The 14484-nt window shown below is 64.8% G+C and carries 16 protein-coding genes; 9 read left to right on the top strand and 7 right to left on the bottom strand.

What is annotated here, in order from left to right; translation table 11 throughout:
* The first annotated feature begins 37 nt into the window (after positions 1 to 37).
* Genes EP379_RS10560 through EP379_RS10575 form a run of 4 tightly spaced genes read left to right on the top strand, consistent with a single transcriptional unit; the run spans position 38 to position 4423 of the window.
* Positions 38 to 1177: an HD-GYP domain-containing protein gene (locus tag EP379_RS10560; RefSeq protein ID WP_197722773.1), complete on the top strand. Its 1140-nt coding sequence runs from the start codon at positions 38 to 40 to the stop codon at positions 1175 to 1177.
* A 25-nt stretch (positions 1178 to 1202) separates the two neighbouring features.
* Positions 1203 to 2060: an SDR family oxidoreductase gene (locus EP379_RS10565; protein WP_127477774.1), complete on the top strand. Its 858-nt coding sequence runs from the start codon at positions 1203 to 1205 to the stop codon at positions 2058 to 2060.
* 6 nt (positions 2061 to 2066) lie between these two features.
* Positions 2067 to 2831: a hypothetical protein gene (locus tag EP379_RS10570; RefSeq protein WP_127477775.1), complete on the top strand. Its 765-nt coding sequence runs from the start codon at positions 2067 to 2069 to the stop codon at positions 2829 to 2831.
* 38 nt (positions 2832 to 2869) lie between these two features.
* The gene (locus EP379_RS10575) at positions 2870 to 4423 is read left to right on the top strand and encodes a methyltransferase regulatory domain-containing protein (protein WP_127477776.1); all 1554 of its coding nucleotides are present in this window, start codon (positions 2870 to 2872) and stop codon (positions 4421 to 4423) included.
* A 177-nt stretch (positions 4424 to 4600) separates the two neighbouring features.
* On the opposite strand, the gene EP379_RS10580 is transcribed toward EP379_RS10575, so the two are convergent.
* The 7 genes from EP379_RS10580 to EP379_RS10605 form a co-directional block, all read right to left on the bottom strand.
* The gene (locus EP379_RS10580) at positions 4601 to 5374 is read right to left on the bottom strand and encodes a transporter (RefSeq protein ID WP_127477777.1); all 774 of its coding nucleotides are present in this window, start codon (positions 5372 to 5374) and stop codon (positions 4601 to 4603) included.
* A gap of 39 nt (positions 5375 to 5413) precedes the next feature.
* Complete coding sequence (locus EP379_RS10585; protein ID WP_127477778.1) at positions 5414 to 5944, bottom strand: DUF3106 domain-containing protein; 531 nt, start codon at positions 5942 to 5944, stop codon at positions 5414 to 5416.
* Positions 5941 to 6138 (bottom strand): hypothetical protein, encoded by a 198-nt coding sequence (locus EP379_RS10590; protein WP_127477779.1) that lies wholly within the window; start codon positions 6136 to 6138, stop codon positions 5941 to 5943. The genes EP379_RS10585 and EP379_RS10590 overlap by 4 nt, the downstream gene beginning before the upstream one ends.
* Positions 6128 to 6469 carry a hypothetical protein gene (locus tag EP379_RS10595; RefSeq protein ID WP_127477780.1) on the bottom strand — a complete coding sequence of 114 codons (342 nt, stop codon included), beginning with the start codon at positions 6467 to 6469 and terminating at the stop codon, positions 6128 to 6130. The genes EP379_RS10590 and EP379_RS10595 overlap by 11 nt, the downstream gene beginning before the upstream one ends.
* Positions 6459 to 6983, bottom strand: a complete 525-nt coding sequence (locus tag EP379_RS10600) for an RNA polymerase sigma factor (protein WP_127477781.1) — start codon at positions 6981 to 6983, stop codon at positions 6459 to 6461. The genes EP379_RS10595 and EP379_RS10600 overlap by 11 nt, the downstream gene beginning before the upstream one ends.
* 80 nt (positions 6984 to 7063) lie before the next feature.
* Entirely contained in the window at positions 7064 to 7426 is a 363-nt protein-coding gene (locus tag EP379_RS16395) for a DUF2756 domain-containing protein (RefSeq protein WP_172600448.1), read from the bottom strand.
* A gap of 94 nt (positions 7427 to 7520) precedes the next feature.
* A complete protein-coding gene (locus EP379_RS10605; RefSeq protein WP_127477782.1) occupies positions 7521 to 8285 on the bottom strand; it encodes a TatD family hydrolase in 765 nt (254 codons plus the stop codon).
* Positions 8286 to 8412: 127 nt separating this feature from the next.
* Here EP379_RS10605 and EP379_RS10610 point away from each other — a divergent pair, with 127 nt between their 5' ends.
* The 5 genes from EP379_RS10610 to EP379_RS10630 all read left to right on the top strand — a co-directional run bounded on the left by EP379_RS10610 (position 8413) and on the right by EP379_RS10630 (position 14404).
* Positions 8413 to 11331, top strand: a complete 2919-nt coding sequence (locus tag EP379_RS10610; RefSeq protein ID WP_127477783.1) for an insulinase family protein — start codon at positions 8413 to 8415, stop codon at positions 11329 to 11331.
* Between the two features lie 190 nt (positions 11332 to 11521).
* Positions 11522 to 12448, top strand: coding sequence for an ABC transporter ATP-binding protein (locus EP379_RS10615; protein ID WP_127477784.1), 927 nt, complete (start codon positions 11522 to 11524; stop codon positions 12446 to 12448).
* Positions 12445 to 13209 carry an ABC transporter permease gene (locus tag EP379_RS10620; RefSeq protein ID WP_127477785.1) on the top strand — a complete coding sequence of 255 codons (765 nt, stop codon included), beginning with the start codon at positions 12445 to 12447 and terminating at the stop codon, positions 13207 to 13209. Before EP379_RS10615 ends, EP379_RS10620 begins: the two co-directional genes overlap by 4 nt.
* Positions 13210 to 13257: 48 nt before the next feature.
* The gene (locus tag EP379_RS10625) at positions 13258 to 13677 is read left to right on the top strand and encodes a bacteriohemerythrin (RefSeq protein ID WP_127477786.1); all 420 of its coding nucleotides are present in this window, start codon (positions 13258 to 13260) and stop codon (positions 13675 to 13677) included.
* Between the two features lie 22 nt (positions 13678 to 13699).
* On the top strand, positions 13700 to 14404 hold the full coding sequence (locus tag EP379_RS10630) for a DUF4412 domain-containing protein (protein WP_127477787.1): 705 nt from the start codon (positions 13700 to 13702) through the stop codon (positions 14402 to 14404).
* Positions 14405 to 14484 lie beyond the last annotated feature (80 nt).

Raw genomic sequence — 14484 nt, forward strand, 5'->3', positions numbered from 1 at the left:
GGGTCGTGCACTACGCGCACAATGCAGGGGTATAGCTGTGCAGCAAACGATTTACTACCGCGACGACTCATTGGGCTTTCTCGATGAGAACCGGCCACTCGCCGACAAACTGGCCGCCCTGCACCAGACCGTGGCAGCGCGTTGCCCGTGCATCCACCGCATCGCCATCGCCCTGTACGACGCCCGCACCGACCTGCTGAAGACGTACATCTACAGCAGCGAGGGCGAATCGCCCCTGCGCCATTACCAGGCGCCGCTGGCCAGCAGCCACACGTTGAGCGAGATCGTCGCGCAGGGCAAACCACGCGTGGTCAATGATCTGACCATCTTTGCCGACAGCGCGCACGAGCACAGCCGCCGCCTGCTGGCCGGTGGCTTCGGTGCCAGCTACACCCTGCCCATGTACCAGAACGGCATGTTCCGCGGCTTCGTGTTCTTCAATTCCCGCGAGCGCGGCGTGCTCACCGAAGCCGTGCTGCACGAGCTCGACCTGTTCGGCCACCTGCTGGCGCTCACGGCGATCTACGAATTGCAGAAGATGCAGAACCTGGCCGACGCCATCAACACCGCACGCGACATCACCCGCCACCGCGACAACGAAACCGGCAGCCACCTGGATCGCATGTCGCGCTACAGCCGTCTCATCGCCCTGCATCTGGCCGAGAAGTACAACCTGGATGACAACTTCATCGAACATATTTTCATGTTTGCCCCGCTGCATGACATCGGCAAGATCGCCATCCCGGACAACATCCTGCTCAAGGAAGCCAAGCTCACCCCGGAGGAGTTCGAGGTGATGAAGACCCACACCCGCAAGGGACGCGAGGTCATCGACACCATGCTGGGACACTTCCGCCTGCACGACCTGGAACACGGACACATGCTGCGCAACATCGCCGAACTGCACCATGAGGCGCTGGACGGCAGCGGCTATCCCTACGGTCTGAAGAATGAAGACATACCCATCGAGGCCCGCATCGTCGCCGTGGCCGACATCTTCGACGCCCTCACCAGCCGCCGTCCCTACAAGGAGGCCTGGAGCAATGCCGAGGCGCTGGAGGCACTGCGCTGCATGAGCGGCCACATCCTCGACGCCGACTGCGTAGCCGCCCTGACCGACAACATCGAGCAGGTGGAACGCATCCAGGCCGAGTTCAAGGAAGACACCTTCGGCTAGCCGACTGGAGTAGAATGCGGACATCATGTCCACTTCGGCCCCTGCCCGCACCATCCTCATCACCGGCTGCTCCAGCGGCATCGGCCTGTGCGTAGCCCATGGCCTGAAGGCCCGCGGCTGGCGCGTCTTTGCCAGCGCCCGCAAGACCGCGGATGTCACCCGCTTGCAGCAGGACGGACTGGAAGCGCTGCAGCTCGACCTCGCCAATTCGCTGTCCATTCACGCCGCCATGGACGAAGTGCTGCACCGCAGCGGTGGCACGCTGGACGCCCTGTTCAACAACGGTGCCTACGGCCAGCCCGGCGCGGTGGAAGACCTCAGTCGCGCCACCCTGCGCGAGCAGTTCGAAACCAATCTATTCGGCACCCACGAACTCACCTGCCGCGCCATCGCGGTGATGCGTCGTCAGGGTCACGGCCGCATCATCCACAACAGCTCGGTCCTCGGCCTGGTGGCGCTGCCCTTCCGCGGGGCCTACAACGCCAGCAAGTTCGCCCTGGAGGGACTGACCGACACCCTGCGCCTGGAACTGCACGGCAGCAACATTCACGTCAGTCTGGTCGAGCCCGGCCCGATCCTCAGCCGCTTTCGCGCCAACGCCATGATCAAATACCGGCAGAACATCGACGCCGAAGCCAGCCACTTCCGCGCCACCTACAAGCGCATGGAGAACCGCCTCACCAAGGAAGGCCCGGCCGCGCCGTTCACCCTGCCGCCGGAGGCGGTGCTGGCCAGGGTGATCCACGCCCTGGAGTCGCCACGACCGCGGGCACGCTACTACGTCACCTTCCCCACCTATCTTTTCGGCGCGTTGAAGCGCCTGCTACCCACGCGTGGTCTGGACTGGGTACTGCGCCGCGTATCGCGCGGCGAAAACAAATAATCGACCATGTTCCGCAAGATCCGCATCGCCATCCTGCTGTTCATCCTGTTCATGGTAGCCGCCACCACCTGGCTGACACAGTGGCGCAGCACCGATTGGAGCCGCAGCCAGTGGCTGGTCGTCTACCCCATCAACGGCGACGGCCGCGCCAGTACCGCCGCCTACATCGATACACTCGGCGAGGACAGCTACGCTGCCATCGTCGAATTTCTCGCCCGCGAGGCCGAGCACTACGGACTCCCCGTGGCGCACATCGAGGTGCGTCTTGCACCGCAAGTACACAACCTGCCGCCCGCGCCGCCGCCGTCACGGCAACCGCTGGAGGTGGCGCTGTGGAGCCTGCAACTGCGCTGGTGGGCCTGGCGCAACGACAGCTACGACGGTCCCGGCAACCAGCGGATGTTCGTGGTCTACCACGACCCGGCCCATACCGAACGTGTCGAGCATTCCCTCGGCCTGCAGAAAGGCCTGATTGGCGTGGTACATGCCTACGCCAGTACGCAGCAAAGTGAGCAGAACAACCTCATCATCGCCCATGAACTGCTGCACCTGTTTGGTGCCACGGACAAATACGACTACGCCAACAACCAGCCGCTCTACCCCGTTGGCTACGCCGAGCCGGACAGGGAGCCGTTGCACCCGCAGCGGTTTGCCGAGATCATGGGCGGCCGCATCCCCCTGTCGGAACGCGAGGCCGAGATCCCGCGCCACCTGCGCGGCGTGGTAGTGGGTAAGCAGACCGCACGCGAGATCCGCTGGATTAAGGATTGATCGGTCAAAAACCTGCAACGCCTTTTTGAGATATCGAAATGACCGCCGACAGCTACGACGCCATCCCCTACGACAGCACGCCCTTTGCCGAGACCCACCCCGATCACCTGTGCGTGCTGGGCCGTCTGTTCGGCCTCGACGCACCGGCACCGGAAACCGCGCGTATCCTGGAGCTGGGCTGTGCCACCGGCGGCAACATCATCCCGCTGGCCTTCCACCTGCCACAGGCGCAGGTGCTCGGCATCGAACTTTCCGCCGGCCAGGTGGCGGTGGCGCAGGAGCTGATCGGCAAGCTGGGCCTGACCAATATCGAAGTGCGCCAGGGCGACATCATGGAGCTGGGCGCCGAACTGGGGCAGTTCGATTACATCATCGCCCACGGTGTGTACTCCTGGGTGCCGGACTTCGTGCGCGAGAAGATGCTGACGCTGTGCCGCGAACTGCTCAGCGACAACGGCATCGCCTACATCAGCTACAACACCCTGCCCGGCTGGCGCATGCGCGGCATGCTGCGCGACATGCTGCTCTATCACGCCCGCGACGCGAAAACACCACGCGAGCGCCTGGCCAAGGCCTACGAACTGTTCGACCTGATGGACAGCGCCACCCGCGGCCTCGATGCCCTCAGCGCCAAATACCTGCGCAGCGAGATCGCCGCCGTGCGCAAGGCACACCCCAGCTACATCTACCACGAGTACATGGAAGAGATTAACCAGCCCTTCCTGTTCAGCCAGTTCGCCGCCGACGCCGAACGCCACGGCCTGCAATACCTGTGCGACGTGGAACTGGGCACCGCCTTCCCCTCCACCCTGGGCGAGGCGGCCGAGGAGGCACTGGGGTTCGCCGGCGATGTGCTGGAACTGGAGCAGTACATGGACTTCGTGCGCAACCGCAACTTCCGCCGCTCCCTGCTCTGCCGCCAGGAACGTCCCATCACCCGCGACCTGGCCCTGGAGCAGTTCGAAAACTTCGCCTTCAGCGCCCAGCTCACCCCGCCGAAGAAAGTGGAACTGAGCCGGCCGCGCGAACAGAAGTTCACCTCCGCCGACAACCACGACTACACCGTCAGCCATCCGCTCACCAAGGCCGCGCTGCTGCACCTCGCCGCCGTCCACCCCGACGCCGTGCCCTTTGCCGAACTGGTTGCCACCGCGCAGCAGATCACCACCGGCAACGGCGGCCGCCAGCATGCCGATCAGGTCGACCACCTGTTCGGCGAACTCTTCAGCCTCTATGCCCACCAGGCCATCCGCATCAGCCCGCGCCCGCAGCATTTCGAGAAAGTAATCAGCGAACGCCCGCGCCTGCACGCCCTGGCCCAGGCCCAGGCGGCGATGAATCTCGGCCACCTCGCCACCGTGCGCCACACCACGGTGCAGCTGGATGCATTTTCATCCCACCTAGCCCGCCTGCTCGACGGTACGCGCACGGTGGATGAAGTGGTGCAGGAGATGACAGGTGCAATGGAGCGCGCCGAGATACTGGTGGCAGACGACGGCAAGAAGGCCGATGCAAAGAAGCTGGCGGCGACGGTGGCCGCCAATGTGCAGCGCTTACTGGAGGTATTTGCGCGGCAGGGGTTGCTGGTGTGAATTGCACTCCCGTCCCATAGGGACAGCGACAGGGATGGGGTCGGTCACGCCGGGAGCATGTGGCCCACGGATAGGGAGGGGCGGCCGCAGTCAGGACTCGTCCAGGTACCCAGGTAACAGTTGCGGCTTGTGCGCTGCACGCACCTCTTATCCCTCAGCATGTCCATTGGGGCAACACTACAAATCGAACCGCAGCGTCACGCCAGCCCCCCAGTCCGGGCTGGCATCGCTCAACCCCATCATCAGATGACCGGTGATGCGGGTTGCACGCTCCATCTGCTGCCCCAGATAAAAGGTCAGCTCACGCTTGCCATCGATGCCGGACAGTGCCTCCTGTTCGGCATACAACTCGACACCGCCATCGACCTCGCGGCCGACGGGAAAATCGACCCCGACGCCGCCATACCAGATGTTGTCATACTCGATGCCGGCCGGATCGCCCAACACCTTGTAGCCGACGTGGCCGTATACGGCCTGGCGCGCCAGCTCCAGTTGCAGCGCGTAGTCATTCTCGCCGGTGCCGAGACGACTGGCCTCGTCTGCCGTCCCGAACTTGACCTTGGCGGTCAGTGCCGCCCAGGGCCGGCGCGGCCCCTCCTCCCACAGGCGCAGGGTGGCCGAGGCGGTAATGTCGCCGACGCCGCTGTCGGTGCGTGAGGTGGTACGGGTATTGGTCGGGCTGAGCCGCCCCATGCCGCTGCCGCTCACCACCACATCGCCCGGACCGGAAACCCACAGATAGGGCACACCGATCGACCAGGCATAGCGCTCGTCGACATACTCCAGCTTCACCGGCAGCGACAACAGGCTGACGTTGCTGCCGGTACCATAATCGCCGCGCGTATATTCACCACCCACGCTGACACTGTAGCCGGAGTCGGCCTGCGCCAGCGGCGCCATGGCCAGCGCCAACAGCGCCACCAGCGTCTTTTTCCTGTTCAGTCCCGTCATCACTGATCCCTAATCCACGCAAAGATACGGGGCGCCCTGTCAGCGCCGCCCCCCCATACCACCACCAAAATCGCGCCGCTGCTCCATGCGGCTGCGCAGCGGGCGCTGCCGCTCCTGCAGCGTCTCCTCGCGGCGTTGCTGCAGTTCCTGCCGCTGCTCCGGCGTCATCGCCTCCCAACGCTGGCGCAACTCCTGCTGCCGCTCCGGCGGCAGTTCGCGGAACCACTGCTGCCGCTGACGGATGCGCTCCTGCTGCTGCGCCGGCAACTGGCGGAACTGTTCGTAACGTTCGCGCACCTGGGCCTGCTGCTGCGGTGTCAGACGCCGCCACTGCTCAAACCGCTGCTGCACCTGCGCGCGCTGCGTCGGCGTCATCGCCTGCCAGCGTTGCGCCCCTTTCTGCAGGCGGCTGCGCTGCTCGGCATCCAGGCCATCCCAACGGGAGGCGTAGGGTGCCAGCACCTTCTGTTCATCGGCGCTCAATTCATTCCAGGCCGGCGCGGCCTGCGCTGCCGTGACGGCAAGCAGCAGGGCGGCAGCCAGCGCATTGAACCATCGCTTGCTCATCATGTCTCGTCTCCTTCACGTGCGGCGGCATCCTGGTCCGGCACGGGCACATCCAACTGGGTCGGGTCCAGCCATTGCCCGTCGGCACTCTCGAAACTGCCAAGAAACTCCAGCAACTCCGGGCTCGGTGCCTCTTCCTCGGCCGCCAGCGGCGCGGCCAGCAGCAGCGCCAGCAATGCCAGTGGCTCAACCCGCATGGGGTTCCTCCTCTGCCAGCCAGTGATAAAAATCCAGTTCCTGGTACAGCTCCAGATCCTCGCTTGCCGTCAGCAACTCGAAATCCGTTGCACTGTCCACGGCAGTCCCCGGCAACAGCGCCGGCTGTCCCAGCCACAGCATGGCGGCGAACAGCGAGGCCAGCACGGCACCGCCCAGCGGCAGCCACCAGTACCGGCGCTGCCGCTGCGGCCTCTGGGCTCGGGCCCGCGCCTGCGCCAGGCGGGAGCGTGTAACCGCATCGAGATTGGCGACACTCTCGTCCAGGGCGGCACGGACCTGCGCGATCAACCTCCGCTCGTCATCTTGCATGGCCTTGCTCCTCCAGTTCGCCGCGCAACGCCAGCAATGCGCGTGAATAATGCGTCTTCACACTGCCTTCCGCGATGCCCATGGCGGCTGCCGTTTGTGCCGTATCCAGCCCCTCCCAGGCGCGCAGCAGGAAGACCTGCTGCTGACGCAGGGGCAGACGACGCACGGCACGTTCGATGGCATTCAGGGTCTGCTGGCCGACGAGCCGCTGCTCGGGTTCGTCGCGCGCCGCCGCGGGCACAGCCTCCAGCCTCTCTCCCTCCTCATCCCGACTGCCGCCAAACCAGGCAAACAGCCGCGAACGCACCCTGCTACGCCGGTACCAGTCACGGATCCGGCTTTGCAGAATGGTATGGAACAGCGGCGGCCATTCCACCGCCGGGCGCTCCGCGTAGCGCTGCACCAGGGCCAGCATCGCCTCCTGCACCAGCTCCAGCGCATCGTCGCGGCTGCCGGTGGCAAACCAGGCGATACGGAAGGCGCGCCCCTCGATCCCGGCGAGGAACCGGTTCAACTCCGCATTGAATTCCAGGACGCCCTCCTTCCCCGGCAATCCCGGCAACGCAAGTCGCGCTGCCGGTCCAACCGCACAACTCAGTAACGGCCCTTGCCACCACCGGCACCACCACCGCCCATGCGGCTGCCGCCCATGCCGCCACCACCCATCTGGCCACCGCCCTTGCCCATGCCGCCCTGGGCGCCGGCACCATCATCATTCAACTGCTTTTCCAGGCGCTTCTGGTTTTCCGCCCGCTTGGCCTCCTCCACATCCGCCTGATGAACGCGTTCCTGGGCACGGGTACGGGTCTGCTCCTGCACCTGGGTCTGCGTCTGGGTGCGGGTCTGGGATTGAGTCTGGGTTTGCGTCTGGGTGGCGGCCTCCTCGGCCCATGCCGGGGCGCCCAGCAGTGAGACCACCAGGCCGGCGGACAGCAGTGAGTAACGAATGGTATTCATGATGTTCATCTCCTTCGAGGCGTGGAAAACGTTGTCACTACACCAGCCAACAACGCGGCAGCGCGCCCGCGGTTGACACGCAGGAGAAACGGTTTCACAACCGCAGCACGCTACGGGCATTGGCGGTGGTGGCCGCGGCAAGCACAGCGGCCTCCTCGCCACGCACCGCGGCCAGCGCCGCCAGCACCTCCGGCAGGTATTCCGGGCTGTTGCGCTCGCCGCGGTGGGCCGCAGTGACGATATCCGGGGCGTCGGTCTCCAGCACGATGGCTTCCAGCGGCAGATCGGCGGCCAGGGCGCGGATGCGACTGGAACGCTCGTAGGTGAGGGTACCGCCAAAGCCCAGCTTGAAGCCCAGGTCCAGATACTGTTCCGCCTGCTGGGCGCTGCCGGAAAAGGCGTGGGCGATGCCGCCCTGGCTGAACTTCAGCCGGCGCAGGGTGGCGAGCACCTGGTCGTGGGCCTTGCGTACATGCAGCAATACCGGCAGGGCGAACTCCTCGGCGAGGCGCAGCTGCGCCTCGAACAGGGCCTGCTGCGCCGCGCGATCCAGCCCCTCGATGAAATAGTCCAGCCCGATCTCGCCCACGGCCAGCGGCCGTTCCTCGGCCAGCAGCGCGCGCAATTCCACCAGATGCTCCGGCCGGTGAACATCGAGATAGATGGGATGCATCCCGAAGGCCGGCAGCAGGTCCGCCTCCCAGCGGCACAGGGCGCGCAGGAACTCCCAGCCCGGCTGGTGGATGGCCGGCACCACCTGCCGCACCACCCCGGCGGCGCGGGCGCGCGCCAGTACCTGCGCGCGATCGGCGGCAAAGTCCTCAACGTCTATATGGCAATGGGTATCGATGAGTTCCATGGTGTCATTAAAGCAGGATCGCGCGGCGGCGTGTGTGGCGGCCGCCAGGCCGCCCACAGGCTTTCCTTGTATACTGGCGCCCCTGGCCCTACCTAATTAATTCCATTGCTCAGCGTGCAGGAACCCGATGAATCAGCCGACCACCCATTCCGCCTTCGCGTGGCTGCGCAGCAGCCGCATTCCTTCGCTCAATGTGGAGGTGCAGGAGTTCCGCCACAAGGTGACCGGCGCGCCGCACATCCATATCGCCGCCGACGATGACCAGAACGCCTTCCTGGTGGGCTTCCGCACCGTGCCGCAGGACTCCACCGGCGTGGCCCATATCCTGGAGCACACCACCCTGTGCGGCAGCCGCCGCTACCCGGTGCGCGACCCGTTTTTCATGATGACGCGGCGCTCGCTCAACACCTTCATGAACGCCTTCACCGCCAGCGACTGGACCGCCTATCCCTTCGCCAGCTGCAACCGCAAGGATTTCTACAATCTGCTGCAGGTGTACCTGGATGCGGTGTTCTTCCCCACCCTGGACCCGCTGGACTTCGCCCAGGAAGGCCACCGCGTCGAGTTCGCCGAACCGACCAACCCGGACAGCCCGCTGGTATTCAAGGGCGTGGTGTTCAACGAGATGAAGGGCGCCATGAGCGCCCCCACCTCGGCGCTGTACCAATACCTCACCAAACACCTGTTCCCCACCATCACCTATCACCACAACCCGGGGGGTGACCCGGAGCATATCCCGGATCTCACCTACGACCAGCTGAAGAACTTTCACGCGCGCCACTACCACCCGTCCAACGCGCTGTTCATGACCTACGGCGACATACCGGCGCACGAACACCAACTGTACTTCGAGGAATATGCCCTCAAGGAATTCAATCGCCTGGACGTGAATATCCAGGTCCCCGACGAGCGGCGCTACGACGCACCGCGCACGGCCACGGAGCGCTATGCGCTGGATGGCGAGGAAGACACCGCCGACAAGACCCACATCGTGCTCGGCTGGCTGCTCGGCAACGGCACCGACCCGGAAACCCTGCTCACCGCCCACCTGCTGTCCGACGTGCTGCTGGACAACAGCGCCTCGCCGCTGCGCCAGGTGCTGGAGACATCGGACCTCGGCAGCGCGCCGTCGCCGCTGTGCGGCCTGTCCGACTCCACCCGCGAGATGTTCTTCGCCGCCGGCCTGGAGGGCAGCAATCCGGAACACGCCGCCGCCGTGGAGCAATTGATCCTCGACACCCTGCGCCGCGTCGCCGACGAAGGCGTGCCGCAGGAGCAGGTGGAGGCCATGCTGCACCAACTGGAGCTGTCGCAGCGCGAGGTGAGCGGCGACGGTTTCCCCTACGGCCTGCAACTGATGGTGCATGCCCTGGCGCCGGCACTGCACGGCGCCGATCCGGTGGCGGTACTCGACATCGACCCGATCCTCAACCGCCTGCGCGAGCGCATCGCCGACCCGGATTTCATCAAGGCCGAGGTGCGCAAGCTGCTGACCAATCCGCACCGCGTCTGCCTGATCATGCGCCCGGACACCAACCTCTCCGCCGAACGCGCCGCCCGGGAGACGGCCCGCCTCGCCGCCCTGAAGGAAAAGCTCGGCAGCGCGGAGAAACAGCGCATCGTCGAACAGGCAGCGGCCCTGGCCGCACGCCAGGCCCAGCAAGACGATCCGGAAGTGCTGCCCAAGGTCAGCCTGGACGATGTGCCCACCGATCTGCACGTGCCACAGGGCGAGACCGCCCCCGTCGCCGCCATGCCCGCCACCTGGTACACCCGCGGCACCAACGGCCTCGTCTACCAGGAACTGGTGGTGGATCTGCCGGAACTGGAGCCGGACCTGGCCAACCTGCTGCCGATGTTCTGCAACATCGTCACCGAGGTGGGCAGCGGCGGCCGCGACTATCTCGCCACCCAGGAACTGCAGGCGGCGGTCACCGGCGGCCTGTCCGCGCGCGCCACGGTGCGCGGTTCCATCGACGACGCCAACCAGGGCCGCGGCGTGTTCGTGTTGTCCGGCAAGGCGCTGGCGCGCAACCACGCGGCCCTCAGCGATCTGCTGCGCGAGACCTTCGACAGTGCCCGCTTCGATGAACTGGAGCGGCTGCGCGAACTGGTGGCGCAGGAGCGCCTGCAACAGGAGCAGAGCGTCACCGGCAGCGGCCACGGCCTCGCCATGATGGCCGCCGCCGCCGGCCTCTCCCCCAGCGCCGCCCTGAGCCACCGCTGGTATGGCCTCGCCGGCATCAAGGCGCTGAAGCATCTCGACGACGCCCTGGACGACCCCGTCGCCCTGCAGGCCTTCGCCGATCGCCTGCAACGGCTGCGTAATGCCCTCCTCGCCGCACCGCGCCAGTTCCTGCTCATCGGCGAGGAGGAACAGCGCAGCGGCTACACCGCGGCCCTGGCCGCACGCTGGGCCGATGCCGCAGCGGTACAAGACACCACTCGTTTCGCCCTGCCGGCGAGCAACGAAGCGCGCAACCAGGGCTGGACCACCTCCACCCAGGTGAATTTCTGCGCCAAGGCCTACGCGGCGGTGCCGATGGAACACGACGACGGCGCCGCGCTGATGGTGCTGGGCGGCTTCCTGCGCAACAACTACCTGCACCGCGCCATCCGCGAACAGGGCGGCGCCTACGGCGGCGGCGCCGGCTACGACCCGGACAGCGCCGCCTTCCGCTTCTACTCCTACCGCGATCCGCGCCTGGCCGAAACCCTGGCCGACTTCGATGCCTCGATCAGGTGGCTGCTGGACAACGACCATGCATGGCGTCTGGTGGAAGAGGCGATCCTCGGCGTCATCGCCTCCATCGACAAACCGGGTTCACCGGCCGGTGAGGTGAAAAAGACCTTCCACGCCGCCCTGCACGGCCGCACGCCGGAACAGCGCCGCCGTTTCCGCGCCCGTGTGCTGGGCGTGACCCAGGACGACCTCAAGCGCGTCGCCGCCACCTATCTGAAACCGGAGACCGCCAGCACCGCCGTGATCAGCAACCCGGCCACCCTGAAACAGGCCGGCCTGGGACTGGAAGTGATCGCGCTTTGAACTACGGAATGAAAACGGCGTTAAACGCAAAGACGCAAAGGGGATTGACGCGCATGCTGTTTTCTCTGTGGTGGCGGACGCCGGCGTCTTGTCAGGCGCCGCAATCGCCCAATCAATCGGGCTCCCACAAAGGAATACTTTGCGGCCGTGGCATCCTTTGTGTCTTTGTATTTAAGCCTGTGACTTTTGCATGACCCACGCACTGGACATCAGCGGCCTGCGCAAGACCTACCGCGGCGGCCACGAGGCCTTGCAAGGCATCGACCTGCACGTGGCGCAGGGCGATTTCTTCGCCCTGCTCGGCCCCAACGGCGCCGGCAAATCTACCACCATCGGCATCGTCACCGCACTGGTGAAAAAGTCCGCAGGCTCGGTGCAGGTCTTCGGCCACGACATCGACCGTGAGCCGATGATGGCGCGGCGCTGCATCGGCCTGGTGCCGCAGGAATTCAACTTCAACCAGTTCGAGCCGGTGATCGAGATCGTGGTCAACCAGGCGGGCTATTACGGCGTGCCCAAGGCGCAGGCGCTGCAACGGGCGGAAACCTATCTGAAACAGCTCGGCCTGTGGAACAAGCGGCGTGAACTGGCGCGCAATCTGTCCGGCGGCATGAAGCGGCGCCTGATGATCGCCCGCGCCCTGGCCCATGAACCGAAGCTGCTGATCCTCGACGAACCCACCGCCGGTGTCGACATCGAACTGCGCCGCTCGATGTGGAAGTTCCTGCGCGAGGTGAATGCGCGCGGCACCACCATCATCCTCACCACCCACTATCTGGAGGAGGCGGAGAATCTCTGCCGCAATGTAGCCATCATCGATGCCGGTCGCATTGTCGCCAACACCAGTATCAGAACCCTGCTCCACCAACTCAACAGCGAAACCGTGGTGCTGGATCTCAAAGAACCGTTGGCCCACACGCCGCATCTGGACGGCTATGGCAGTTGCCTCGCCGACGCCTGCACCCTGGAAGTGGATATCCCGCGCGCCGAGGGCATCAACCGCCTGTTCCAATTGCTCTCGGCCCAGGGCATCGAGGTGGTGAGCCTGCGCAACAAGACCAACCGCCTGGAAGAACTGTTCCTGCGGCTGGTGGAAAACGGCGGGAGTCAACCATGACCGGTAGCATCGCCTTCCGCACTATTCTGATGAAGGAGATCCGCCGCTTCCTGCGCATCTGGATCCAGACCATCCTGCCGCCGATGATCACCACGGCGCTGTACTTCATCATCTTCGGCCAGCTCATCGGCAGCCAGATCGGTGCCATCGCCGGCCACAGCTACATGGACTACATCGTACCCGGACTGATCCTGATGGCGGTGATCACCAACGCCTACGGCAACGTGGTGTCATCGTTCTACGGCGCCAAGTTCTCCCACTATGTAGAGGAACTGCTCATCGCCCCCGTTCCCAACAGCCTGATCCTGGCCGGTTATGTCGCCGGCGGACTGGCGCGTGGCCTGACGGTGGGCGCGGTGGTGACGCTGGTGGCGCTGCTCTTCACCGACCTGCAGGTGCACAATCTGGCGGTTGCGCTGAGCGTGGTGGTGCTGACTGCAGTGCTGTTCTCTCTCGGCGGTTTCATCAACGCCATCTATGCCAAGAGCTTCGACGACATCTCGCTCATTCCCACCTTCGTGCTCACCCCGCTCACCTATCTGGGCGGTATCTTCTATTCCATCGACATGTTGCCGCCCTTCTGGCGCGAGGTATCGCTGCTCAACCCCATCCTGTACATGATCAACGCCTTCCGCTACGGCCTCCTCGGCGTCACGGACATCCCCCTCGGCACCGCCTTCGGCGTCACACTGCTGTTCATCCTGGCGCTGGCCGCCTATGCCCTGTTCCTGCTGCACCGCGGTGTCGGGCTGAAAAACTAACGTCATACGCGCTATCCTTATCCTTGTATCCTTTTTCAGGCTGCCGCCATGCCCCCCGAACCCGTGCAATGGAATCCCAGCTTTGAAACCGGCCTGCAGTTCATCGACCAGGAACATGCCGCCCTGCTGGAACAATTGAATGTCCTCATCGATCTCCTGGTGCGCGAGGAGCCGACCAGCCAATGGCTGCCAGAACTGGACCGGCTCATTGCGGCGGTCGGCGAACATTTCGCCCACGAAGAGCGCATCATGGACAACATCGGCTATCCCGGCTATCACACCCACCACCAGCAACACCTGCATCTGTTGCAGGAGATAGCCGAGTTCCGTGCCAGCCTTGCCGATGCCGCCCCGGAAGAAACTCTCGCCACGGTGCGCTTTGTCAAGTTCTGGGTGCTCAAGCACATGGTGCAGGAAGACAGCAAGATCGGGCAGCACATCCACCGCGGCCTGAAGGAATTCCCCTAAACCCGACACACGGAGGTCAGCAATGAAAAACCGTCCCCTATCCTGGTTTGCCCTGCTCAGCGTCCTGCTTCTCGCCGGCACGGCGTTCGCCGCAGGCACACAGTTCTCCGCCGACATGGTGCAAAAGGCGGGCGGCCAGACCCAGACCATGCGCTACTACCAGGGCGATCGAAAAGTGCGTACCGAGATGAAAACCCCGGATGGCCAGCAGGCGATCAGCATCCTGGACCTGCAAGCACGCAAGATGTTCACCCTGATGCCGGCGGAAAAGATGTACATGGAGATTCCGCTCGGCGCCGATACCGCCGCCTGGGCCGCCGATGACAAGACGCGCGAGGAGTATTACGAGGTAAAGAAGGTGGGCACGGAAAAGGTAAACGGCTACCTCTGCGACAGGTACGAACTGATCCCGAAGAAACAGGGACTGGAAAAGAGCACCACCTGGATCGCGCAGAAGCTCGGCTATCCGATCAGGACGGTGGGTAGAAACTTCGCCATGGAACTGACCAACATCGAGGAAGGCACCCAACCGGCCTCCCTGTTTGCCGTGCCCAAGGGGTACCAGAAGATGCCCGGCATGGACGCGTATTACCGCGGCATGATGCAGCAGAACGGCGACGCGACTCCACGTTCCGACCAGCGTGCGGCGGAGGAAGAGGATGCCGGCAGCGATGCCATGCCGGAAGCGCTGCGCAAGGGACTGCGTGGCCTGTTCGGCAAGGATTGAGTCAAGACCCCTGCCAGTTGCAGGATTGCCATCGCACCATGCGCCCTTGCATGGTGCGGTGTTGGCAAACGGTTTCCCCG

Source organism: Sulfurivermis fontis, assembly GCF_004001245.1.
GTDB lineage: Bacteria > Pseudomonadota > Gammaproteobacteria > Thiohalomonadales > Thiohalomonadaceae > Sulfurivermis > Sulfurivermis fontis.